At 47.3% G+C, this 23,651-nt stretch carries 19 protein-coding genes; 8 read left to right on the plus strand and 11 right to left on the minus strand.

What is annotated here, in order from left to right:
* The first annotated feature begins 36 nt into the window (after positions 1-36).
* The 4 genes from QUA02_RS08680 (at position 37) to pgsA (ending at position 7,097) form a co-directional block, all read left to right on the plus strand.
* Positions 37-4,503 (plus strand): hypothetical protein, encoded by a 4,467-nt coding sequence (locus QUA02_RS08680; RefSeq protein WP_333026733.1) that lies wholly within the window; start codon positions 37-39, stop codon positions 4,501-4,503.
* A gap of 330 nt (positions 4,504-4,833) precedes the next feature.
* Positions 4,834-5,499 (plus strand): sugar transferase, encoded by a 666-nt coding sequence (locus QUA02_RS08685; RefSeq protein WP_333026776.1) that lies wholly within the window; start codon positions 4,834-4,836, stop codon positions 5,497-5,499.
* Between the two features lie 73 nt (positions 5,500-5,572).
* Positions 5,573-6,421, plus strand: a complete 849-nt coding sequence (locus QUA02_RS08690) for an ADP-ribosylglycohydrolase family protein (protein ID WP_510182593.1) — start codon at positions 5,573-5,575, stop codon at positions 6,419-6,421.
* A gap of 157 nt (positions 6,422-6,578) precedes the next feature.
* Positions 6,579-7,097 (plus strand): CDP-diacylglycerol--glycerol-3-phosphate 3-phosphatidyltransferase, encoded by a 519-nt coding sequence (gene pgsA, locus QUA02_RS08695; RefSeq protein ID WP_333026735.1) that lies wholly within the window; start codon positions 6,579-6,581, stop codon positions 7,095-7,097.
* 218 nt (positions 7,098-7,315) lie between these two features.
* On the opposite strand, the gene QUA02_RS08700 is transcribed toward pgsA, so the two are convergent.
* The 5 genes from QUA02_RS08700 to QUA02_RS08720 all read right to left on the minus strand — a co-directional run bounded on the left by QUA02_RS08700 (position 7,316) and on the right by QUA02_RS08720 (position 12,334).
* Positions 7,316-7,525, minus strand: coding sequence for a type II toxin-antitoxin system HicB family antitoxin (locus QUA02_RS08700; protein WP_333026737.1), 210 nt, complete (start codon positions 7,523-7,525; stop codon positions 7,316-7,318).
* Positions 7,512-7,760 carry a type II toxin-antitoxin system HicA family toxin gene (locus QUA02_RS08705; RefSeq protein WP_333026777.1) on the minus strand — a complete coding sequence of 83 codons (249 nt, stop codon included), beginning with the start codon at positions 7,758-7,760 and terminating at the stop codon, positions 7,512-7,514. The genes QUA02_RS08700 and QUA02_RS08705 overlap by 14 nt, the downstream gene beginning before the upstream one ends.
* 132 nt (positions 7,761-7,892) lie before the next feature.
* Complete coding sequence (locus QUA02_RS08710) at positions 7,893-9,638, minus strand: diflavin flavoprotein (RefSeq protein ID WP_333026738.1); 1,746 nt, start codon at positions 9,636-9,638, stop codon at positions 7,893-7,895.
* Complete coding sequence (locus tag QUA02_RS08715) at positions 9,631-10,260, minus strand: vWA domain-containing protein (RefSeq protein ID WP_333026739.1); 630 nt, start codon at positions 10,258-10,260, stop codon at positions 9,631-9,633. The genes QUA02_RS08710 and QUA02_RS08715 overlap by 8 nt, the downstream gene beginning before the upstream one ends.
* 346 nt (positions 10,261-10,606) lie before the next feature.
* Positions 10,607-12,334 (minus strand): diflavin flavoprotein, encoded by a 1,728-nt coding sequence (locus tag QUA02_RS08720; protein ID WP_333026740.1) that lies wholly within the window; start codon positions 12,332-12,334, stop codon positions 10,607-10,609.
* Positions 12,335-12,813: 479 nt separating this feature from the next.
* Here QUA02_RS08720 and QUA02_RS08725 point away from each other — a divergent pair, with 479 nt between their 5' ends.
* Together QUA02_RS08725 and QUA02_RS08730 are read left to right on the plus strand one after the other, a co-directional pair.
* On the plus strand, positions 12,814-12,954 hold the full coding sequence (locus QUA02_RS08725) for a hypothetical protein (protein WP_333026741.1): 141 nt from the start codon (positions 12,814-12,816) through the stop codon (positions 12,952-12,954).
* An 11-nt stretch (positions 12,955-12,965) separates the two neighbouring features.
* Complete coding sequence (locus tag QUA02_RS08730; protein ID WP_333026742.1) at positions 12,966-13,163, plus strand: hypothetical protein; 198 nt, start codon at positions 12,966-12,968, stop codon at positions 13,161-13,163.
* 155 nt (positions 13,164-13,318) lie between these two features.
* Here QUA02_RS08730 and QUA02_RS08735 read toward each other — a convergent pair whose 3' ends face one another.
* Together QUA02_RS08735 and QUA02_RS08740 are read right to left on the minus strand one after the other, a co-directional pair.
* A complete protein-coding gene (locus QUA02_RS08735; protein WP_333026743.1) occupies positions 13,319-15,148 on the minus strand; it encodes a Calx-beta domain-containing protein in 1,830 nt (609 codons plus the stop codon).
* A gap of 828 nt (positions 15,149-15,976) precedes the next feature.
* Positions 15,977-18,082, minus strand: a complete 2,106-nt coding sequence (locus tag QUA02_RS08740; RefSeq protein ID WP_333026744.1) for a GAF domain-containing sensor histidine kinase — start codon at positions 18,080-18,082, stop codon at positions 15,977-15,979.
* A 313-nt stretch (positions 18,083-18,395) separates the two neighbouring features.
* Here QUA02_RS08740 and QUA02_RS08745 point away from each other — a divergent pair, with 313 nt between their 5' ends.
* The gene (locus QUA02_RS08745; protein ID WP_333026745.1) at positions 18,396-19,307 is read left to right on the plus strand and encodes a pantothenate kinase; all 912 of its coding nucleotides are present in this window, start codon (positions 18,396-18,398) and stop codon (positions 19,305-19,307) included.
* Positions 19,308-19,360: 53 nt separating this feature from the next.
* On the opposite strand, the gene QUA02_RS08750 is transcribed toward QUA02_RS08745, so the two are convergent.
* The 3 genes from QUA02_RS08750 to bcp all read right to left on the minus strand — a co-directional run bounded on the left by QUA02_RS08750 (position 19,361) and on the right by bcp (position 21,332).
* Entirely contained in the window at positions 19,361-20,167 is an 807-nt protein-coding gene (locus tag QUA02_RS08750) for an alpha/beta fold hydrolase (RefSeq protein WP_333026746.1), read from the minus strand.
* A gap of 158 nt (positions 20,168-20,325) precedes the next feature.
* Positions 20,326-20,781, minus strand: coding sequence for an NUDIX domain-containing protein (locus QUA02_RS08755; RefSeq protein ID WP_333026747.1), 456 nt, complete (start codon positions 20,779-20,781; stop codon positions 20,326-20,328).
* Between the two features lie 86 nt (positions 20,782-20,867).
* On the minus strand, positions 20,868-21,332 hold the full coding sequence (bcp, locus tag QUA02_RS08760; protein ID WP_333026749.1) for a thioredoxin-dependent thiol peroxidase: 465 nt from the start codon (positions 21,330-21,332) through the stop codon (positions 20,868-20,870).
* 466 nt (positions 21,333-21,798) lie between these two features.
* Between bcp and QUA02_RS08765 the strand changes: the two genes are divergently transcribed.
* Positions 21,799-21,990, plus strand: a complete 192-nt coding sequence (locus QUA02_RS08765; protein ID WP_190738786.1) for an Asl3888 family RNA-binding protein — start codon at positions 21,799-21,801, stop codon at positions 21,988-21,990.
* A 98-nt stretch (positions 21,991-22,088) separates the two neighbouring features.
* Here the strand turns inward: QUA02_RS08765 and argH are convergent, their stop codons facing one another.
* Positions 22,089-23,474, minus strand: a complete 1,386-nt coding sequence (argH, locus tag QUA02_RS08770) for an argininosuccinate lyase (RefSeq protein ID WP_333026751.1) — start codon at positions 23,472-23,474, stop codon at positions 22,089-22,091.
* Positions 23,475-23,651: the final 177 nt, after the last annotated feature.

The following is a 23,651-nucleotide window of genomic DNA, read 5'->3' on the forward strand; positions in this document are numbered from 1 at the left end:
AGTTTCTCCCTAGCCGCATTCCCAGAGGTTCCGCCCTTGAATTCTCAGAAGTACAAAATTCAAGCACTGATTGCTGAGATTGACGAGGTACTCAGCAAGCCCGCACCCCGTTTGCCTTGGACGGGTTCCATCGATACTGTCCACCAGCGCCAATTGTTAGAACGAGTTCGCGCTTATCTGGTTTCCCCAGACTCAAAGGTAGCGGCCAGCAAGGGCCCCCCCACCCCAAATGTCCGCCCGGAACCAGTTCCAGTGCCCAAACTGCCGATGCCCGCCCCTCGCCCCTCAGCAGCAGAGCAAATCATGCTTGCCGTAACCGGAGAACTCAGTCACCTGCGTTCAAGCTTGACGGGGCCGCTCCAAGAAGACATAGAAGCTCTGCGACAAGAGCAGCAAGCTCTAATTCAAGAAATCAAACAGCTAGAAGCACAACGGCAGCAGCAACAATCGCTAGCTCAGCAACAAGCAAACCAACAGCAAATCATTTCTGAATTCTTGCAGGTACTGACTGCGCGCTTGGAAGAAACCTTGACTAGCGATTTCTCCCAAATTCTAGGTTCCCTAGAAAATCAGTTGTTGCAAAGCAGCGCAGCACCTAACTCTTTGAACAGTGCACCATCAGAACAACCGGCTCTTGACGTAACACTTAACCCACAAACCTCAGAAGAACACCCGCTGCTGACGCCGGCGAGGAGGTTGGAGCAAATGCAACTGTTGCAATCTCGTGCTGACAGTCTGCTGATGAGTCTCGATTCTAGGATGGGTATCGTGTTCGAGGCTTTGCAAGCAAATCTGCAAAGCTATCAAGCTTCGTTGGGACAAGAACTCGAAAATATGTACGGTTTGAGCCAGCAGAGCGAGGCGATGTTCGCGGCTTTCGTCAACCACTTGGCCGCACAGTTGGGGCGAGAAGCGTCTTCTTACGTGCAGCAGCCGATCGCCGATGCAAATCTTGAAACGGTCAGCCCAACCGCAGCCGATCGATCTCCTGCCGCTCCAGCCCTCTCAAATACTGCGATCGAGCACTCAGCCGCCAAGAGTGAAAATCGCACCGGCGAATTCCCAGAACAAGACATATTGCCCTACGCCGGTACAGAAATTTCTTCGCAATTCGGAAAGTCGAGGCGCGATCGCGATCGGCTTGAAGTCCCAATCTCGCTCCCGGATTTGGAAGAGAATTTGTTCGGTTATGCACCCGAAATACCTCGCTCAGTAACTCGGTTGCCCGGTGCTGAATCGGAAGGTATGTTAGCAGAAAGTGGCGAAGATAGTGAGGATTTGTACGCAAGTTTGTTCGCAGGAGAAGCAGTCGCCGAAATAGCACTCGAACTAGAAAATTTCACCCTCGAAAATACAGAAAATGCGACCGAGATTGAATCGGTACAAGCTCAAAATGCGACCGATTATGAAAGTGCCGAACCCCTAAATAATGCAGAAGATTTGTTTGTAAATCTGCTTGATGAAGGCGAATCGCTGGAAGATATTTTAGGAGGTGAAGATTCAGACTTCGCAATCGGTAATTCTGTAGAGGATCTAACTTTAGATACTGAAGATTTATTTGAACCGCAAGTTACAATACTACCTCAAGTTTCAGAACCGCCAGCCATAAGTTCGTTCGAGGCAACAGTATCTCAGGTTTCAGAACCGCCAGCCATAAGTTCGTTAGAGGCAACAGTATCTCAGGTTTCAGAACCGTCAGCCATAAGTTCGTTAGAGCCGCAACTTGACCCGGGCGATCGAGAAAATCTAGAAACGGCTCAAAACCGAGGCGAGCATTTCGACACTCCTGCTGTCGATCGATCGCGACCTTTACCTCCGCCGGCCTTGAGGGTGTCTGCAGAAATGAGCCCGAACCGCCCCAGTGCCGCGCCCGGTGTGGCGAGTGCCGGTGGCGTTCAAAGTGCCGCGTTCGGCACCTCGTCGCAGCGGCTCGATGATTCCTACATCCAAGCTTCACCCGACGAGGATTTGCTGCCGGTCGAGGCATTAGAAGATGACCTCGATCGAGCTCTAAATTTGGACAACAATACTCTGCAACTGTTGGAGACAGACCTCTACAATCTGGAGGGATTGGAAAATACTAGCTCCTGGCGATCGAATTCCTCAGCGGCTAACAGCTTGGATTTATCGGCGAGTTCCCCCGAGGGCAGTGCAAAAAATTCCTTTGCTATTGCCGCAGAGGAAGAATTCGGCACGCTGGAGGATTTGTTCTCAGATGTGTTGGAACTCTCATCTGAGAATGAACCCTTTGTTTTGGAAGACGAACTTGAGGATGATTTGTTTGCTGAGGAAGATGAGTCGAAGTTAACGCTAGACGACATTTTGGCTAGTTTGATAGAGACCGATCGACCTTTGACTGATTCTCCCCCTCCAGAAACTGCCGAAACTAACCAACTGCTGTCAAGTCCTCCAGAAACTCAAAAAAAAAACCTAATTTCGACAGAGAGTAAAGCAGGAGTTGTTGAGGGGAAAACCGAGTTTAGCGAGTTTGCCGCACAGCACCAAGAGTCGGCGTCTCCTTCTGTTGCAGGTGCGATCGCCCCATCCCGGGAACGCCCGAATTCTCGCTGGTATTTGGGTATTGATTTCGCCTCCAGCGGGCTGTCGGCGGCTTTGCTCGATCGCGCCAGCGGGCAGTTGCACCCGATTTATTGGGAAGCCGCACAGCACTCGGAAACACCGCAGGCTGAGGCTTGGGCTGCGGGCGCGAGCTTTCGGATTCCCTCTGCTGCGGTGCTGGAAGAAACAGCCCCTGGAGTCTCCGGGGCGCAGGTGACAGTCAAGTCGGTTGGATTCCGGCAGTTGGCTTTGCCTGCGGGAGAATTTTTACGGCAAAATTTTAAATTGCCTTTAAAGGTAGGCATTCCTTATCAGCGGGAGGCTGCTGGGATGTACGAACCGCTGTTGCAGCGATCGCCAAATCAAGCTGTTTCGATCGCCTTGCCGCTGCAAGCTGTGCGGGCGCTGCTGGCTACTTTGAATCCGAGGAAGCAGGGGCAAAAATTTGGCGGATCGGGGGAAATTTTAGATTCTGCAATGCCGAGGGCGAATTTTGCTCTATTGCCAGTTTCTAATTTAATTTGTAAGGCTTCGGGACTGACAGCGGAAACTCTCGATGCGGCGCTTTTAGACTTGCAGGGTGTAATTTTGGGGACTCCGGCCGGCTGGGGAAATGCTTATCGGTTTAACCTGCGGGAGGCTGTTTTGGGCGCTTCTTTGGTGGCTTCGGGTTCGCAAATTTTTGTGGTGGAAGATGCGATCGCCACTTTGCTTGCTGCTGTAACTCCTGTCAAAAATTCCAGAGGAGTACAGTCTTCGGCGATCCATTCTATTAAGGGCGATTCCCTACGCGAAGCTGCGCCGCTGACTGTAAATGCTTCGTCTTTTAGCGGGGGAACTTTGATTTTGAATGCGGGGGCGACGACGGTGGAATTAGCTTTAGTTGAGTTGCCGTCCAATCTTCAAGAATTAACTCGTGCTGATTTTACTTGCCAAAGTTTTGCTTTTGCTGGCAATGCTTTCGATCAGGATATTATCTGTCAGTTGTTGGCTAAAAATGAAACTTGGGGAATGTCGATCGATTTGCCGCGTCCGGGGCATCCCGATTTGCCCAGTCGCTATCAATTGCAGCAGCGGTTGCAAGGTTCTACTTTTGGGCTGCAATTGTTGGAGGCGGCAAGGCATTTGAAAGTTATTTTGCAACATCAAGAAAGTTTTGTTTTGGATATTGGCCAGCAGCATTGGGATGTGAAGCGCAAAGATTTGGAAAGTCTGATTTTAGTGCCTTTTGTGCAGCAGTTGAATCGGGAATTGAATGCTTTGCTCAGCCGCGCGGGAATGTCGCCGGCGGGGATCGATCAGGCGATTTGTGCGGGGGGTATGGGTGCTTGGCCTGCGATCGCCCGCTGGTTGCGGCAGAAGCTGCCGAATGCGATCGTGGTTCAAGACCAGGAATTGGAGGTCGATCGAGATATTTTGGAGATTCATAATTCTGCATTAAATTCTGTATCTCAAAATACAAATATTCCTGAAAAAATTGGTCGAGTTGCCTGCGGGTTGGCGAGTTTGGCTCTTTACCCTCAAATTTTGGATGTGCCGCAGCAGCAGTACAGCGACTTTTTTCTGCTGTGGGAATTAATGCAGGTTTTGGGCGGGGAAACTCTGAGCTTTGAGGAAATTTTGCAGTTGTTGGAACGCCAGGGCGTGAATACCCGCACCTGCGAGCCCCGGATTCTGGGGATTTTGGAAGGAAAATTGCCGGCGGGACTTGTGCCTGCGGAGGAAGATTTCATGCTGCTGGCCCAGGAGTCGAGGCAAAATCCCGATTGGGAAGCAATCTTGGCCGAGCCGCTTTTCTTTGAAGATGTCTCGCGGGGTTATCGCTTGAATATCGAACACGCTGGGGTTGTTCGCGAATATTTAGGCAAACTTGCCTCTAGCAGCCAGCAAAAATTGCTAGAGCCGCTAACAATTGCTTGGGATGTTTGCGATAGTTATCGTTAAAAGCTAAAAACCCAGTTTCTCAGTGGAATCCCCCCTGTCTTCCTCGAAAATTCCTAGAAGATTCCTAGTAGAAACCGGGTTTTTTCCGGCAAAGACTAACTTTTTTATGTGAATTTACTTAAAATTCTAAATAAAATTTATACCTTTTCAGAGGAAATACACAGAAACTTTATAAAAGTGTTGTAGCTTTTTAAAGATTGTGCAAAGCCCAGCAGTTCAGGTTCTCCCGATTTGGGGAGTCTCATAAGATAGACGTGATATCTCTTTAAACTTGAGACAAATCAAAGGAAATTTGCGATGGGTGTCTCTAAATTATCAGTATTATCCGAAATGCTTTCCTTATTTATTCCGAAACCTACTTACAAAGTTTGTGTAGCCACACAGCAGGTTCACCGATCCGTAACGAGCAAGGTAAAGCGGTCGATCGATATTTTGGGTTCGCTGCTGGGACTGGCAATTGCTGCTGCGGTGGCGGTGCCCGTCGCAGTGGCGATGCTGTTGGACAATCCGGGCCCGCTGCTGTACAGTCAAGTCCGCTGCGGCTTGAAAGGCCAGCATTTCAGAATGTGGAAATTTCGATCGATGGTTGTCGGCGCAGAAAAGCTCAAACACCTAGTTACCAACCAAGCTAAGGGTCACATTTTTAAGAATGAAAATGACCCGCGAATTACCCGCGTCGGCCGCTTCTTGCGGTGCACGAGTTTGGACGAGTTGCCTCAATTCTGGAACGTGTTAGCCGGTGATATGAGTTTGGTGGGAACTCGACCGCCAACTCCCGATGAGGTTGCTGCCTATGACGCTGTTCACTGGCAGCGTTTAAATGTCAAACCCGGCCTGACTGGGGAGTGGCAAGTCAACGGACGGTCTGGAGTTAAAGACTTTGACGATATTGTGCGGATGGATCTCGACTATCAGTGCAAGTGGTCTGTTGTCTACGACATTAGTCTGATTTGCAAAACAATTTGGGTGGTGTTGACTAAAGACGGTGCTTGTTAAATAGGTAAGTTGTTTTGGGCTGTTTTTTTTATTATTTTAGGAAAAAGCAGGGGATGAAATATTTGGAAACCGGATTAAATATATGTTAATAGAATTAGCGATTGGTGACGCTTACGGTGCGGGTTTTGAATTTGTTGACCGGCAGACGATCGAGTTGTACAACAATCTCAACGGCTACATCAAGCATCCCCATCACGACATCCAGCCTGGATGTTACACAGACGATACGCAGATGAGTTTAGCGATAGCTGAAGCGATCGTCAGCCGAGAACCTTGGACGCCGGAACTTTTAGCCAGCAAATTTGTTGCAGCTTTTCACCGCGATCGGCGATTTGGTTATGCTGGCAAAATGTACAATTTTTTGCTACAAGTTGAAGACGGAAAAGAATTCTTAGCAAAAATTCACTCCGCTAGCGATAAAAGCGGATCGGCGATGCGAGCCGGCCCAATTGGCATTTTTCCGACTGTTGAAAAAGTTATCGAAAATGCTACCATTCAAGCTGCAATTACCCACAATACTCCCGATGGCATTAATGCAGCTATAGCGGCCGCTTTGATGTCCCATTACTTTATTTATCAGTTAGGTTTAAAGAATAATTTGGGAAATTTTCTAGAAAGGCACGTTGCTGGTGAGTGGTCGATACCTTGGCAAGGAGAAGTCAGCACTAAAGGTTTGGTCTGTGTTAGAGCAGCTATTACTGCTGTCATGCTCCATGATAGTATGAGCAAACTGCTCCAAGATTGCATTGCCTTTTCGGGAGATGTCGATACAGTAGCAACTATTGCTTTAGCTGCTGGTTCCTGTAGCAGTGAAATTGCCCAAGACCTGCCAGAAAACCTGGTACAAGGATTAGAAAATCAATCTTACGGTCGAGATTATATCATAGAACTGGATAAAAAATTGATGAACTGCATTGTTTAGTAAAGTGACTGCAAAAAATGTTAAATTAAGGGCAATCTTCGCAGAGTTGCCCTTAATTTTTGATTTATAGCAACCGCGCCCGACAGTCAGGACGTTCTTAATCACTGAAACGATTGTCCCCAATTGCATTTTTACATCCTCTTATTCCTTCTTCTATATGAATTTGCCTAATTTGATTACTTTTTCTCGCTTGCTGGGAGTGCCTTTTCTGCTGTACGGTTTGTACGACCCAAGCGCGCAAAGCCGCTGGATTTGCACCGCTATTTTTGTGGTAGCTGCGGCTACTGATTGGCTGGACGGCTATTTGGCTAGGAAGCTGAATCAAATTACCGATTTGGGTAAGTTTCTCGATCCTTTGGTGGATAAATTGTTGGTTCTCGCGCCGCTTTTAGTGTTGATTGAGTTGGGGAAAGTGCCGGCTTGGGCAGTGTTTTTGATTTTGGGTCGGGAGTTGACAATTGCGGGGTGGCGTGTTAACAAAACTAAAATTTCTGGTGCTAATATTTGGGGGAAGTTGAAGACGGTGAGTCAGATTGTGGCGATCGCACTTTTAATTGCTCCTCTATCTGAAGCATGGAATTTTCCCGCATTAATTGCTTTTTGGGTTTCTGTGGCTTTAACTTTGATTTCTGGCGCTATTTATCTGTGGCCGGAAAAGGCTGCTGAGGACAAGTAATATCAATTCCGGTTGCACTCATACCCGAATTGTTGACTGTTGACTGTTGACTGTTGACTGTTGACTGTTGACTATTTGAACAATACCGATGCAAGCGAAAGCGATATAAAGGGGAGAAAGTTAATTGTTTTAATCCAAGTTTGCATTTCTATGTGGAGAAAAGAGAGGCGATCAAACTTTAGTAAATATCAGGACAATCGCCTAAAATTCCCATTAAACTAAGCCGAAATTAAGCGAGCTTTCGGTTGAGGAATATAACGCCCCAATTCCTGAGCCGTCTCAATCCACTCCTGCATAATAATCTCGATATTTTGTAGTGCTTCTTGATAAGTTTCGCCATCCGCAGCGCATCCGGGTAATTCCGGCACTTCGGCAATAAATGCTTGGTCTTCTTGACTCCAGTAGAGGATAATTTCATAGCGAAGCATCGTTTTCACCTCCTAGTTGGTGTTTGAGAATTACCTCACGAATTTGCCTGACTTGATAGGTTTTGGCTTGCGAGCCTTTGGGTTGAAGATTTAGGATTTCTTCAACACCATCTTTAGCAAATATGTGGTGACTGCCGCGAATCCGTTCCTCAAAGCCGAGTCTGCGTAAAAGTTGGCAAAGTTGAGCAAAGGGTATATTGGCGTCGGAATTACCAAGTAAGATTTTAGCTAGCAGTTTGTCTGGTTGACTTACGCTCTGTCCAAGTTATCAGTTATTTTATGATGACATATTTCTGAGTTGGCGATCGAAAGTCATTCGTCAGAAATCAGAAGCCCGAATCAAAAATTCTGACGAATGACAAATTCCTTAATAATGACTCCCAGATTTCCGGTAGTGCACCGCTGTCACGCCGTCATTTTTGAGCAAATGACCGTTTTCAATCGCCGCATAAACTACCCAGTGATCGCCGCATTCCATCCGACTTATTACCTGGCATTCCAGATAAGCTAGAGCATCAGTCAAAACCGGACAGCCGTTGCTAGCTTCCACCGTTTCGACTCCCGCAAACCTGTCTTCTCCCGGAGCAAAGTTTTTCATGAAATATTTGCGTAACTGCCGCCCTTCTGCTAAGATATTGAGCGCAAATTTATCGCCGGCATACATCAAAGCTTCGATCGATCGATCTTTGGCCACCGCAATCGTCACGCCGGGCGGATTAAAAGTTGCTTGCGACACCCACGAAGCCAGCATCGCACTGCTGACATCCTCCCGCTTCGCCGAGACTACACACAGCGAACCAACGAGTCTCCCTACTGCTTGTTCAGTGCGATCGCTCCCTGCCGCCAACTGCGGTTTCGGTGCCCGCAATTTTTGCGATTTAATCAAAGCTTGAGCAAAATCCGTTCCCGCTTCTGTGGACTCGTGAATCGTCGTCGCCGTCGGCTTAAATTTCGCTCGAATCGGTTCAAATCCAATCCGATAGCCGGCATCTTTCAGCTTGCTTTCCACTAAGTCGATCGCCTCTCCACTCCAGCCAAAAGAACCGAAAACCCCCGCTAATTTGCTCTTAGTTGCGGTAGATAAAACAATTCCCAAAGCAGTTTGAATTTGCGTCGGAGCGTGTCCTGCTAGCGTGGGAGTTCCGATGATAAATCCCGCGCATTTTTCGATCGCCTCTTTAATTTCTCCCGGTTCGGCAAATTCGCAGTTGATACTTTCTACAGCAACGCCGGCTTTAGTAATTCCTTTGGCGATCGCCTGCGCTAAAGTAGCGGTATTTCCGTAAGCCGAAGCATAAATCAAAGCAACTGTCAAGTCTTTTGAATTTTGTTGCTGGCTCCATTCCCGATACAAATTGCTCAGTTCGTGGAGGCCGTAACGGACGATCGGGCCGTGACCGGGAGCATAAAATGCTGTAGGTAAATCGGCTAATTTATCCATTGCCACCAGCACTTGTTTTGCCTGAGATGCGTGCAGGGAATCGTAATAATAGCGCCGGTCTTCGCTGTAAACGCTCCACCCTTCATCAAATACTTGGTCGCCGCAAACGTGAGCTCCAAATAGTTTGTCAGTGAACACGATTCGAGTTTGCGGATCGTAGGTGCAAAGTTGATCTGGCCAGCGGGGAGTCGGAGTCGCGATGAATTTTAAAGCGTGACCTTTTCCTAAGTTAAGAGTTTCTTCTCCCCGAACGACCATAATGTTTAATTCTTGATCGGGAAAAGCGGCCCGCAAACCAATTGCGGCGGGATTCGTGCAAACAAAAGCTACTTCTGGAGCCAATTCTAACAGAGCTTTAATTGTTACTGACCTGTTAGCGTTGAAATGCCCCAAAATTATGTAATCCAGCTTTGTCAAGTCCACCCGTTGCTGCAAAAATCCCAGGTAATTTTGAGTAAAAGATTCCCCCGGCGGGTCGAACAAAGCAGTCTTTTCAGCTTGAATAATATAGCTATTTGCTGTCGTACCCTTTTGCAGCGAATACTCGACTTCAAATTTTAGTCTGTCCCAAGTGCGCGATCGCACAATAAAAGTATCGAGTGCGATCGGGATAAACTGCACGTCGCGGGGTTTAGCATCAGATGCGAGTCTAGGAGTCAAAGTGTTAGTCATTAATTGCACCTATGAGAAACTGAACTACAGAACTTCTTTTGATTTCGTGCCAAAACTTGGTATCTACAATGTCAAACCTTGCACCTCTACCCTGTAAATTTGTATCCAGGTCAATCAGAAATTCCCGGGTTTTCACATCGTCCCCAATTTGGATAAAACTCACCCCAATTTCTTCATCTTTATCTATTTTATTTGCCGCACTTATAAGAATTTCGGCGACAGCAGCGGTCTTTTCTGGTTTTTGATCTAGGACTGCAACAATTATTGCTCCTTTCTTCCCAGTGGCATTTGTTTTGCTTCCGAAATAATCGCTGAAAGTTTCTTTCAGAGCTTCTTCCAAATTAATTGAAGTCGGGTTTGCTGAATCCGGTTCCGTATTTTGTCGCTGCAAAATTTCAGCTAACCGGGCAACATTTGAATTTTTATACTTCCACATAGGAGTAGAAGCTTCGTAAAGGGTGATGCCGTCGCTGTCAAATTCCTGACATTTTTTTGCTAAGTCGATCAGAGAGGCCTGTGCTTCTACCCACTCCTCGTACCAAGGATGTTGGGGGTCTTTGCTGGCATCGCTTCTGGCAATAATAATTGTGTAATCTCGGTCTTGTAAAAGATTGGCAGGCATTGGCAATTCCCCTAGTTAAAATGAAGTCAAAATGACAACGGTTTGCCCGGTTTGCTGCTTGGGGCGCACCCAACACCCAGAACCCGGTAAGGTGCGCCACAAGCACCCAACGTTGAGAGTTTTTGCGTAACCAGTTGCGTCTTGGCCTGTAATTGTAGGGTGCGTCAGTAGATAGTCGATGATGAAGTCGTATAAAACATCGGCTGACGCACCTTACTAATACGTTTGGGGTGTGTTGACTCAGACAGTCAATCGATATATCGTTGAATTTCCCTCTTGCACCTGACAACTGCCAACAGTCAACTGTCAACTGACAACAGTCAACTGTCAACCGTCAACTGACTGCCTAATAGTGATTTCCGACTTTGCGGTGGTGAACGGCCGGCAGTGCATCGGGATTGGATACGCGGCCGCTATCGACGATCGCATATACGATATGATGGTCCGAAAGTTCCATCCGGCTGACTACTTCGCACTCCATGTAAGCCAAAGCCTCTGTCAGAATCGGAGAACCGTTGGTTGCTGGTTGAGTTTTAACTCCGGCAAATCGATCGGCACCAGGAGCAAAACGCTTCAAAAAGTGCCTCATCAAGGTTTGATAATTGCCTTCTTCCAGCACGTTGAGAACAAATTTATCTCCCGCGTGCATCATCGATTCGATCGCCCGATCCTTCGCAACTGCTATTGTTAAACCCAGCGGTTTAAAGCTGGCTTGCGTCACCCAAGAAGCCAGCATCGCACCGCTAACCTCGCCTTTTTGAGCGGTAATGATGTACAGTCCGCCGCTGATGCGTCCCAAAGCTTTATCGAGGTCGCTGTCGAGAGATTTCATCTGTTTGACAGCCTTGTCCCGCGTCAGCCACTGTCCCAAGTCAGTGCCGGCTTCGTCGCAAAGTTGATAAATCGGTTCCGTCGGCGTTTCTTTAATTAAAATGTTGGGAAATGCTTCTTTTAAACCCAACTCTTTGAACTTGTTTCTCAGCGGGTAAATAGATACGTCATCGCCGCCGCCGGATTCGCACAAACCGAAGGATTGTTTGTTGTTAGCTGCAACTAAAATTGTGTTGATAGCAGCTTCGGCATTCTCCGCCGCCGCGCCGTTACTCGGCGGCGAACAAATCACGATCCCCGCAGCAGTACCGACAAGTTCCCGGACTTCTTGGAAATCGGCGATTCTCAAATCCATCATTTCCACAGCGACACCGGTTTTGGTGATACCGTGGGCGATCGCCTGACTGAGCCGATCGCTAAATCCGTAATCAGAAGTGTAAAATACCGCTACCGTGGTTTCTGCCTTAGCTTGCGCTTGACTCCACTTTTTGTAACGTCCCGTAAGTTCCACCACATTGTACCTGAGCAGCGGCCCGTGACCGGTTGCCACTGTACTGATTTCTCCCAACTCGGCCATCCGCTTCATTGCACTGAGTACCGATCGAGCATTAGGGCCCATCAAGCATTCATAATAAAAGTGATAATCTTCCTCAACCGCAGCTAAATCGTCATCATAGGTGCTATCGGAACAGTAGTGCATCCCGAAAGCATCGCAGGTGAACAGCACTTGAGTTTTGCTGTCGTAGCTGAAAATAGTATCGGGCCAGTGCAAGTTCGGCGCCGATACGAATTCGATAATGTGACCGTTTCCTAAATCTAGTTTGTCCCCATTTTTGACTACCAATCGTTCAAATGGTTGGTGTACAAGATTTTCTAAAAATTGAATTGCTACTTTCGCGCCGACAACAATCGCTTGGGGTGCCAAAGCCAGCACGTCTTTGACTAAACCGCTGTGGTCTGGTTCGGTGTGGCTGATAATTAGATAGTCAATCTCTTTCGGGTCAATTTCGCCCGTCAGAGTTTCCATGTACTGCTGGCGAAACTTCTCGTGCGAGGTATCGACGAGGGCAGTTTTTTCGCCGCGAATGATGAATGAGTTGTAAGTTGTACCGTTTTTGAGCCCGAATTCGATGTCAAAGCGGTCTCTATCCCAGTCCAGGCATCGAATTGCCGTTGTGTCAGGGGCAATTTCGACTTTTTCCACCGTCAATCTGCGTTGGACTCGTTCAGTCAGCGCTACCATCAGTGCCTCCTTGTCTTTTTACCCATTACCTTATTGTCTTCATTCTGACACGTTTTTTTTGTAAATCTTTATAAAATTTCTTATGAGGCTGTTAAGTATCCCAAAAGTTATGGCATAAGGCAGTTCGGCAACGCGCACTGAATCGGGATGTAACGGATTGGAGGAAGAAGGAAAATTCAATAAAATCAATTTTTGGTCGATAGACAGTTGACAAAAAACTTATCTCTGTGGTATTAAAAATGAGTTTGAGCGGTTAGGCGATCGCCCCTTTGGAAGACTATCAGTCAAATGCGATGCTCGATCGCGCGGCGATTTGGATTAGCGACAATAACTCGGCATTTAAGTCAACCTAATCAAACGTCAAAGGCGATCGCGCTATCTTATCCCCGATTTCTTTAATCAGTCGGGGAGCTGGGGATAATGATAGAATAAAAAAAATCCCAATCCACAAGCAACAATCGACTCATTGATGTAAAGCTATGTCTGAAAGTTCCTTTGAGAAAACTAATTTGAGTTGGCAATTAGGACAGTGGCAACAGCGAGTAGAGGAGTGGTGGGAACTAAAAACTGCCCAAAATATACCGACTGTGAAATTGAATGTGAAATTGCCATCCCATTGAAATAGTTGGTGATGAAATTGCTCGTATCCACTGTTCCCAGCGCTGAACCACCAAGCTGGAATCCTGTACCGGGATACCACCGATCGCACTCTTTCGATCGAAAGTCAGTAATTGGATCGGCGACAATGCTCGCTGCACTTAAGCTAGCGAAGATTTTACCCGCGTACTTCACAACGCTTGAAAAAAGCTGTAGTGATGAGCCAGACTGACAAAAAGCATTTAACTAATTGCGGGACATACAGCAGATTCCTGGCTTATGAAATACACCCCAGATATATATCCTCCGTAGGGACACGGCATTGCCGTGTCCCTACCAACCTGGAATACATTAGTAGAGCAAGGATTCCTCGCCCTACTAACAGCCTTAAAGCAGAGTAATTGCAGTCGATGCCGGAGCGCCGATCGGACCCGCACCAAAGCCTAAATTCACCACCCCACGACTCAAACCAAGAGGATTGTTCATCGTCAGAGTAACGCTAGTTTGACCGGGATTAAAGTTGACCGTTCCACCAGAAGGAGTCACACCACCAGATGGATTGATAATATTGTAGTCCACGTTGTTCACAGGTTGACGGCCACCAGGGGCAGCAATCAAAAAGTCGATCGAAGCCGAACCCGAAGTATTGCCAGTCCGATTAATCGTGAAAGTTCCAGAACTATTATCAGCAATAGAACCAGGAGACGAACCGTAAGAGAAGAAAGTCGGAGGCGCAACAGTAGAGTCAACAATACTCAAAACCGCCGTTGATGGACTAGCCAAAGTACCGCCGCTCAAGAACAAATTCACAGTTTCAGTAGACTCTATGCGGCTGTCAAATAAAGTTTGAACTGGAACTTGTGCGCTAGCTTGTCCGGGCGCAAAAGTGACCGCTTGATTATTCACACGGGTGTAATCTGGTGCAGTGCCCCCACCCTGAGCAGTACCATTACCAGTGCTGAACGAAATCGTAGCCCCTATCGAAAGATCCCCAGCGCGATTAATCGTAATCGGCGCAGTGCTACCCTCGTTGACGCTGTAAGCAGCCGCACTGAAGAAAAACGTGTTTTGACCGGGTGTCGGAGTCGGTGTAGGCGGCGTCGGAGTTGGCGCGACATTATTAATCGTCAAAATAGACGGATTACTGCCCACATTGCCACCGCTAAGCACCAAATTCACAGTTTCCGGCGATTCAAAAATCAAATCGTTCAAAGAAGTCACTGTGAAACTAGCGCTAGTTTGCCCCGCAGCAAAATTCAACGCCCCCGCCGCCAAAGTGTAATCGGGTGATGTCCCAGAAGCATTTGCGGAACCGTCAACAGTAGCGTAGTTAATCGATGCAGCCGCCGTACCACCTGTGCGAATAACGTTAATCGTAGCCACGCCGCCTTCATTCACTGTGTAACTTCCTTGCTGGAACTGGAAGATACTTGCAGGTGTCGGCGTTGGCGTCGGCGTTGGCGTCGGCGTTGGCGTCACATCATTGCCTTGATATTGAATACTCCGCACTAGGTAGTCGGAACTATCGTTTTTGAAGGAGGTGTTTAGGTAGGCAGCGGTGGGGCTATCGTAGGCTTTGGCAGAGAACCGCAGTTCGTCAAAAGCAGCGCCGCTGAGAGGATTTGCTTCTACCTTGAATTGGAAATTGCCATCGGCACGATCGGCAGTAAAAGTCACTCCATTTGAAGACACAGACAGGGGTTTTTGAGCGCTCGGAGCGTTGAGGCGAGTAATCGTAAAATTGGTAGCCGGTACCAAAACCCCATTATTGAAGATTTGCAGCAAACCAACTTCATTGCCTTGATCGCCCGCTCCAGGAGCTGTTTTGACGCTCAATGAACTTAGGTCGATCGTGGCGCTAGTCACGTCTTTGTTATCCGCCCATTTCACCTTCAGCGCCTGAGATTGATCGGTGTTGGGGTCATAGTTGATTTCCGCCCGCACTTTATTGACATCAGTGAACCAACCATCATAAGCAGATGGGACACCAATACCACCGGTACTGCCGTAACTTAACCAGCTTTTAGGGTTTTGGTTCGTTGCCAAAGTGAGGTTGCCGATCGTAGTAGGGTTAAGGTAGTCAGTTTCGCCGCCATCAACAGCTATCCCAGACAGTTTGATACCTTGATTCTGGGAGGCGGTAGCCCATTTTGCAATCAGGTCATCGATGACGCTGTAATTAGTGCTTTGACCCAAAGAACCAGTGAAAGTAGCCATAGTTTCTCTTTTGATGATGAGTGATTAAGGATTAGAAGTAACTGAAAACTAAAGGTTGGGCTTTCTTTATAGCGATCGGTCACTGCAAGAAAAATTTCGTCGTAAGTACGTGCAGGTAAATCAAGTAAAAATGCTTATACTTCCAAAATGCTTGCCCAATAAGCAGTTGAAGGCTTTATTGTCCCTGATTAAATATTGAGTGTAATTACTTGCACCTACTTATAAAGATGCTTATTATTTACTTTCATCATCAATAACGTTGCTCCGGAAAAATTTCCGAGAATTTTTTCATCCCTATAAAAAGCGGGTTTTTCACATCTGTAGAGGAGAGCTTAAATCCCACATTCCGCACCCCAACGGGCCGCGTACACTTCAGCGGACAAAAGTAAATCAGGAGAGACAAAGCGTCAGTAAAAATACTGAATAATTTATATCTCTAAGCATAATCCTGTTGGGAATTCCTGAAAATTGAAGTTCGGGCGTAAGTTACAGCAGATTCCACATTTATGAAGTACACCCGCCTATCGCGAGCTTCTCCGTAGGGACACGGTACTGCCGTGTCCCTACACTTCACAAACCTGGAATACGCTGTAAATCTGATTCCATTAAAAATGCGATCGGTAAAAAACCAAGTTTATTGCCGATCCGTAATGTGATTGACGATCGCCCTCAAGATGTCAAATGGGTTCTATATGAGGAGTGAGTTGATTCATCAGACATCTCCCAAAATCCCCAAACCATTGACGTGAAACGTTTGTGGTTGTTTTACCGCAGTGTCCAACAACCACAGTGCCTATCAGCAGCAATTGGATAAATAAGAAGCAGGAATTATAAACCTACCCTCTGATTTGTCAGCGGCAACTCTACAATCAACTCAGTTCCTCCACCCATCTGACTGACACAGTTAATCCGGCCGCCGTGAGCTTGAACAATCACTTGATAGCACACTGAAAGTCCCAAACCAGTGCCTTTCCCCACAGGTTTAGTAGTAAAAAATGGGTCAAAAATCTTGTCTTGAATTTCCGCAGGAATGCCCGTTCCCGTGTCGCGGATAGAGATTGTTACCCACTCTGGATCGCTTTGCCAACTGCGGATGGTTAATTCCCCCGGTTTGAGGGGTGACTGGAGCGCATCTAAAGCATTGTCAATCAAATTATAAAATACTTGGTTGATTTGACTGGCATGACATTGGACGGGTGGCAAACGGCCGTATTGCTTGTCAATTTTGATATGGGTTTTTAGCTTATTTTGCAGCATCAAAAAACTGCTTTCTAAACCTTCATTCAAATCTACCGGTTTTAATTCAGCGTGGTCTAAACGAGAAAAATTTCGCAGCGTCATCACGATCGAGCGAATCCTCCCGCTTCCTTCCCGCATTGAATTGAGCAGTTTACCAAAGTCTTCTCGAATGTAATCCAGTTCTAGTTCTTCATTGATTCTGACAATTGCCTCCGCTGCTTCTGGGCAGGCATTTTCGACAAGTTCTAGAGCTTCGTTCAAGGATTTAAAATATTCTTGAGCGTGAAACAAGTTAGCGTGGATAAAATTGTTGGCGTTGTTAATTTCGTGAGCAATTCCCGCTACCATTTGCCCCAAACCAGACATTTTTTCGCTTTGAATCAATTGCTGCTGTGTCGATCGCAATTCTTGGAACGCTGCTTGCAATTGCTGGGTTTGAGCTTGAGATTTTACCGCAGCTTCTCGGACTTTGCTGTAAAGTTCTGCTTGCTGAATGGCGATCGCCATTTGGTCTGCTAGCTGCGACAGCAACTCCATTTCTTGCGACTCCCAATTGCGGGTATCCCCGCACTCGTGAGCAATCAGCAAACCCCACAGTTTACCTGGAAATTTTAAATTACAACTTCCGGCTGTAGGGAGTGAATTGTCTTCGCTTCTCGACGTAACAATCGGCACGATCAGATTAGCTTTTACCTGCAAACTGTCTAAGAACTCAACGTGGCAAGGTTCTAAACCGGCATTAAAAATATCATTAATTGCTTTGACTCGCCCTTGCTGGTAAAGATCGGCGTAATCTCCCCGGAAACACTTATCTGCCCCCATATCTCCTAAAATTGAAGGCCAAGGAACCGTCATGTCTTCAACGACAACTTTTCCCTGCCAGTTGTCTTCAAACTGGTAGATAATTACTCGATCGCACTGCAACAGTTGGCGGACTTCCCTCACCGCTGTTTCCAGGATAGTTCCCAGATCCAGGGTACTGCGAATTTGGGTGACGATTAGCCGCAGCAGCGATTCTCGTTCAGCTTGGCGGCGCGTTTTGCTGTAGAGTTTGGCTTGATTGATCGCGATCGCCAATTGCGATCCTACCCCTTCTAAAAGCTGCCGTTCCCAATCAGTCCATTCCCGTTCGCGATCGCACTGATGCAAGCCAATTATGCCATTCACTTCACCTTGATAGCGAGTAGCTACTGCCAGCATTGACTTAATCTCCAAAGCTTCGGCAATCTTTCGGGTTTGTTCGTTCAATCCCGGAAAATCGAGAAACTTCGTCACTGCTAGCGACTCTTGCTGAGACACGACTGCAGCCAAATGCGGGTTGTCAGTTATCGGTACTTTCATGCCCAGTTGGATCGGATAGTCCCCCGCGTTGTACTCTCCCCGCGTGACTAAAGTTTTTTCTGTATTTGATTCTTTGACTAAAATGCTCGCGCGGCTGGACTGTAGCGCTTGCCCCAGCAATCGGCAGGCCGATGTCAAAATTTCTTCAATGTCAAGTGTACTGCGAATTTCGTTATTAATTTGGTTCAGCAAGTTTGATAACTGAACTTGCTGCTGCATCTGCACGATTAGGGCTTTTTGTTGGTCTACTTCCGGCAGCGAAAGACTTTCTTCCTGCCTCCACTTTTCAGGTTCAGGCAACCGCGAAGTTACTCTCTGCCAGGGGTTTTCGTGTTCTTGTATTTTTAAAGACATATTTACTCAGCATTTGTACAGTATTTTGATTGAGCCTGGTCTTTTCGACCTGTGCTTACCCCGCCAAGAGCCCGATCGCAGCTACCAGGACTTTTGGAATATCTTAAGACATTATAAAGGATGCAGCCTGAGCATAGCAATTATTTGCTTTACAAATATTTATAAATATAAAGTATGCGCTCTGCTGCCGACAATACTAATTGGCGCGCCCCATTGAACTTGGTCGGATGTCAAATAAAATTAACCGCGCGGTTAAGCGAATAAAATTAATCTAACATCTATCTTTAGTTCAATATTTGCGCGTTCGATCATCATGGAAAAATCAATTGCTGACAATTTTCGCCCGCAAGATTGCACCGACAACCTTACCTATGAATTGACAGGTAAAGGTCAGATTAAAATAGCTTTGTCGATCGGCAATTCGCGGCTGCACTGGGGATTATTTGCAGGCAAAACCCTGAAGAAAACATGGGATACAGAGCATCTCAATGCTGATGCTGTTTCCCGGGTCTCAGAGCCGGAAAAAGCCGAATATTTGGTACAAACAGTAATGAGGTCGATCGAGGAAATATCTTCTCAAAATCTCCTTTGTCTTCCTGCTACTCCCGCTTTTTCTAGCCCTCACACACTTTCTTTAATGCCCCTGCCTCTAGTTTTAGCCTCAGTTGTTCCCCAGCAAACAGCAATTTGGCAGAGTTATCCAGATGTGCGGATTATTACTTTAGACCAGTTGCCGATCGGGGGACTCTATCCTACCCTGGGAATTGACAGAGCTTTGACTTTACTCGGTGCTGGCAACCAATTCGGTTGGCCAGTTTTACTTATAGATGCTGGTACAGCTTTAACATTTACTGGGGCTGATGTCAATAGGTATTTAGTTGGGGGCGCAATCTTACCGGGTTTGGGTTTGCAGTTATCGTCGCTCGGTAAAAAAACCGCTGCATTACCCTTAATCAGCTTACCAGAAAATCTGCCGCATCGCTGGGCGAAAGACACTGCTGCGGCAATTCAAAGCGGAGTTGTGTATGCGACGGTGGCAGGAGTTAGGGATTTTATTGAAGATTGGCGGTGTTTGTTTCCTGATAGCAAAATTGCACTCACGGGGGGCGATCGAACTTTGCTACTGCAATATCTCGCCTCAGCTTTTCCCGATACAGCCGCACACTTAATTGACGCACCAGAGGCTATTTTTTGGGGAATTAGGCTGTTAACTGTTGACTGTTGACTGTTGACTGTTGACTGTTGACTGTTACCAATTACCCATTCCCAATTCCCAATTTACTTAGCAAATTCCCGAATATACTTAGCAACAATATCCGGGACTTCCTGCGGCAAATTACTTTCCCCCGGACTGACAAATTGCTGTTCGGCATTAGGAGCCAGAGCAGCATAGGATTGACACAGAGACGAAGCTGCGGGCGTATCTTCAGAACCGTGCAAAAGCAAAACAGGCGCTTTCAGCAAAGGCAAATTCTCATCAACTAATTCCGCTGTAATTTCGGCCTGCCGCCGCCGGAACAGCAACTGCACGGCAACTGTGGACTGAATCAACTGCTGTCTGAACTTTAGCAGTCCGTCAATCTTGTTTTGGCTACCCAGCAACTTAGCAAATGGAGAGATCGATCGCAGCAACCAGAAAGCCAGCGGAGGTTGGCCGATCAGCCAGTTAGCAGTCTGCCACCGCCCCCGCCGGTTGCCAACCTTGACTCCTTCTGGGGCCAGCAACACCAAACCCCGAACTCGATCGGGATATTTGATCGCGTAGCTGGCGGCCACCCAGCCGCCCACAGAGTGACCGATTAAATAAACCTCTGCCAGCTTCAAAGTATCGAGGTATTGGGCGAGACATTCTACTTCCAGGTCGATCGAATAATGAATTTTCGGGCGTTCCGAGTCGCCAAAACCCAGCAAATCCGGTGCGAAGCATTGGTAGTAGGGGCTCAAATGTTCGATCGTCCTCAGCCACTGACTGCTGTCATACCAAGAACCGTGCAAAAATACTAAATTCGGGCCTTGACCGACTTCGTGCCAGAAGATTTGCCCTACAGAGAGTTTGACCCGAGAATTGCGTAGCGATGAGTACATCCGGTTAAATATTCAGTAATAAAAAGATGATTAATTTAATGTTCAGAGTTTGTGAATTAAAGTAGGAAAACATTAAAAATTAATTCCACAGTAATAACAGACAACTTTTGACGGCGAGGTAATTTCCGACTTTTCTCAAATTTGGATGCCCCGCCGATTTACGCCAAAGTTGTCAGGCCTTGAAAATAGTCCTGTAAGTGTTGGTCGTTATCGTGGCTGAGCTCGCCCTCCGGCAGCGATGCGGGCAAAAAAGCCTCAACCTCGCTGACTTCAAGCGTATCCTGAACTTGCATCTTTCCCTCTACCTCTGCTGCCACCACGATACAAATCGAGTGCAGGCGAGGGTCTCGATCGGCAGCCGAATAAACACCCACCAAGCGGCGGATTTTGACTAAATCGAGTCCTGTTTCCTCCGCTAATTCCCGGCGCACTGTCGTCGGAATATCCTCTCCCCAATCCACCATACCTCCCGGCAGTCCCCAGCGACCGTTGTCGCGGCGGCGAATTAACACAATTCGCCCGTCAGGCAATACGGGAATCACCGCAGTACCAGTGACGGGATGTCGAAAAATCAGTCCCAGTAAAGTTTGTACAATTTGCCACAATCGACGCATAAACTCAAAAGCTTGTTTAGGGAAAAGTAATTTCAGGTTTCCGAGCTGCGAGATCAAAAGTCTTAATTTTTAATTTTTGATTGAGTCTAGAGGTCTGGCAAGTCTGCTAAAATCTCCGCCGCGTGAGTTTCTGGTTTGACTTTCCGATAAACCTTTTCAATCCTACCATCAGGGTCGATCGCGAAAGTCGATCGAGTAATTCCCATAAATTCTTTTCCCATAAACTTTTTGAGTCCGTAACAGCCGTAGGCGGTAGCAACTTCGGCGTTTGAGTCGCACAGCAAGGGAAAAGGCAGTTGATATTTAGCTGCAAACTTGGCGTGGGACCCGGCCCCGTCTGTGCTGACGCCGAGGACTGCAATATTGCGCGACTCGTAGTGTGAGTAAATGTCGCGAAAGCCACAAGCTTCTTTGGTACAGCCAGGGGTATTGTCCCGAGGGTAAAAGTAAAGTACAAATCGCCGCCCTCGAAAATCTGCAAGGCTGACGACATTGCCTTGCGCGTCGGGCAGGCGGAAGACAGGAGCTACGTCACCGGGATCGATCGTCATTGGTCGTATTTTTGTCAATAGTTTATAGAAATCTTCTGGAAGAGCGAAAAGATTGCGTCCCATCGGGCCCGGATTCCCAGCGACTTGAATCCCCGTGTTCTTTTTTCTGGGTCTTGTACCGGGTGTGCTATGATCGTCATCGGTCTAAAATTGAGTATAACTAGCCAACGTAAAAACTTAACTGGATTAGTTGAGTGCGTAGTCTCACCTAACGGTGTTGCGGTTTAGGAAAGCTAAATTTGAAGAAAACCTAACTACATAAAGAGAACTGATCGAGTACGGTAGGGCATACCGGAATTAACGCTTGGGGAGAAGACACCTATATTTTGGCTGGAGAAATCCTGTCACAAGCAAGTGACTTCGCTGAACCAAGAATCTCAGTCACCAAGAGTGCACAGAGTGTCAAACTTAAGAATCCCCGGGCGTGAAAGCCCGGGGACTGTCAATGTTTATTAGTGAGGTCAGAATGGCTAAGCGCCGCAATCTCAAGAAAGAGAAGGCACAACGAAATCAAGCATACGCTCGCAAGTTTCGCAAGCGGAGAAATCAAGATATGTTCTCCAACAAGAGAAGACGATTTGACGGCGGTAACGGCGGTGGCATGGGCGCCATGAGCGGTGGCGGCAGAGACAAAGACATGGCTGCTGCTGAAGATTAATTGCTGAGGCTATCTGTAGAACTTAGAACCAGAGTGGAAAACACGATCGTTCTAAGGAGAGATAGCCAGCGGGAATTTGTCCAAGAATTCAACGATGTTTAGGCGATCCGATCGCGCGCAGCGATAAGTGATTTTCTCACTTGTTCAAACCCGGTACCCCCGTAACTATTGCGAGCCGCCACCACTTGCTGAGGTGCGATCGCGCTGTAAATGTCTGTCTCAAACGCAGGGTGCAAGTCTTTCCACTCCTCAAGTGTCAAATCTTTGAGGAGTTTGCCCCCCGAAAGGCAAGTTTTGACAACTTTGCCGACAAGGTTGTAAGCTTCCCGGAAGGGAACGCCTTTGGCGGCCAAGTAGTCGGCTACGTCTGTAGCGTTAGAAAAGTCTTCCGTAACTGCTGCGGCGAGGCGATCGCCATTAAACTCGATTCCTTCGCGCAACAAAATGGTCATTGCTTCCAAGCAACCCTGTACTGTTCTCACGGTATCAAACAAAGCTTCTTTATCTTCTTGTAAATCTTTGTTGTAGGCCAAAGGAAGTCCCTTCACTACTACCAACAAGGCTTGCAAGTTACCGAACACCCGCCCCGCTTTGCCCCGCACCAACTCCGGCACGTCGGGATTTTTTTTCTGGGGCATGATGCTAGAACCCGTAGCGCAGCTATCTTTGAGCGTAATAAATCCAAATTCGTGAGAAGACCACAAAATCATTTCTTCTGACAAGCGGCTCAGGTGTACCATAATCAAGCTGCTAGCCGCCAGAAATTCGATCGCAAAATCTCGATCGCTCACTCCATCCAAGCTGTTAGCATAAACCTTGTCAAATTGCAAGAGTTCTGCCGTATAATGTCGGTCGATCGGGAAAGTCGTCCCCGCCAGCGCGCCGCAACCCAAAGGCGAAACATTCACCCGCTTGCAGATATCGCCGAGGCGTTCCCAATCGCGATCGGTCATTTCAAAATAAGCTAACAGGTAATGAGCCAAACTGATGGGCTGAGCGCGCTGCAAGTGCGTGTAACCGGGGATTAAAGTTTCCACGTTACGATCGGCAATGTCGAGCAAAACCCCTTGAAATTCCCGCAATTGCTCGCGAATTCCTGCGATGCGATCGCGCAAATACAAGCGAGTATCAGTGCCGGCTTGATCGTTGCGCGATCGGGCCGTGTGCAGCTTTTTCCCAGCATCCCCCACGATATCCGTCAGCCGCTTCTCGACAGCGAAGTGAACGTCTTCTGCCTCAACTCCCGGAACAAAAAGTCCTTGGCGGTATTCGCGGCGGATCTGTTCCAAACCATTGACTAACTGTTCGCCTTCTGCTGCGGAAATAATCCCCGTTTTCGCCAGCATTTTAGCGTGAGCGACAGAACCAGTTAAGTCGTACTCAATCAATTCAATATCGAAGCCAATACTAGCATTAAATCTGGCGATCGCCGGGTGCAGCGCCGATTCAAATCTTTGACTCCAAGTTTTTTGTTGTGTTGTCATTGCTGAAGCTAAAACTAGATTATATGTCTTTTGCAGAAGTCTCTAAAAACCGTTTTTTAGTAAGGAATGCAAGTCCTACCTCCGTTTTGGAGTAAAGAATGCAAGTCTTTCCTCCGGTTTGTAGTAAAGAATGCAAGTCCTACCTCCCAAATTCTGCAAGAAAGGACTTGCATTCCT

This window comes from Microcoleus pseudofavosus SVA1_A4, from assembly GCF_036700565.1.
Classification (GTDB): domain Bacteria; phylum Cyanobacteriota; class Cyanobacteriia; order Cyanobacteriales; family Microcoleaceae; genus Microcoleus.

Coding starts and splice junctions, on each gene's coding strand:
- QUA02_RS08685 (WP_333026776.1), top strand. CDS start 4,834: ATGCTTTCCTTATTTATTCCGAAACCTACTTACAAAGTTTGTGTAGCC.
- pgsA (WP_333026735.1), top strand. CDS start 6,579: ATGAATTTGCCTAATTTGATTACTTTTTCTCGCTTGCTGGGAGTGCCT.
- QUA02_RS08700 (WP_333026737.1), bottom strand. CDS start 7,525: ATGCTTCGCTATGAAATTATCCTCTACTGGAGTCAAGAAGACCAAGCA.
- QUA02_RS08710 (WP_333026738.1), bottom strand. CDS start 9,638: ATGACTAACACTTTGACTCCTAGACTCGCATCTGATGCTAAACCCCGC.
- QUA02_RS08715 (WP_333026739.1), bottom strand. CDS start 10,260: ATGCCTGCCAATCTTTTACAAGACCGAGATTACACAATTATTATTGCC.
- QUA02_RS08720 (WP_333026740.1), bottom strand. CDS start 12,334: ATGGTAGCGCTGACTGAACGAGTCCAACGCAGATTGACGGTGGAAAAA.
- QUA02_RS08725 (WP_333026741.1), top strand. CDS start 12,814: ATGTCTGAAAGTTCCTTTGAGAAAACTAATTTGAGTTGGCAATTAGGA.
- QUA02_RS08730 (WP_333026742.1), top strand. CDS start 12,966: ATGAAATTGCTCGTATCCACTGTTCCCAGCGCTGAACCACCAAGCTGG.
- QUA02_RS08735 (WP_333026743.1), bottom strand. CDS start 15,148: ATGGCTACTTTCACTGGTTCTTTGGGTCAAAGCACTAATTACAGCGTC.
- QUA02_RS08740 (WP_333026744.1), bottom strand. CDS start 18,082: ATGTCTTTAAAAATACAAGAACACGAAAACCCCTGGCAGAGAGTAACT.
- QUA02_RS08745 (WP_333026745.1), top strand. CDS start 18,396: ATGGAAAAATCAATTGCTGACAATTTTCGCCCGCAAGATTGCACCGAC.
- QUA02_RS08750 (WP_333026746.1), bottom strand. CDS start 20,167: ATGTACTCATCGCTACGCAATTCTCGGGTCAAACTCTCTGTAGGGCAA.
- QUA02_RS08755 (WP_333026747.1), bottom strand. CDS start 20,781: ATGCGTCGATTGTGGCAAATTGTACAAACTTTACTGGGACTGATTTTT.
- bcp (WP_333026749.1), bottom strand. CDS start 21,332: ATGACGATCGATCCCGGTGACGTAGCTCCTGTCTTCCGCCTGCCCGAC.
- QUA02_RS08765 (WP_190738786.1), top strand. CDS start 21,799: ATGGCTAAGCGCCGCAATCTCAAGAAAGAGAAGGCACAACGAAATCAA.
- argH (WP_333026751.1), bottom strand. CDS start 23,474: ATGACAACACAACAAAAAACTTGGAGTCAAAGATTTGAATCGGCGCTG.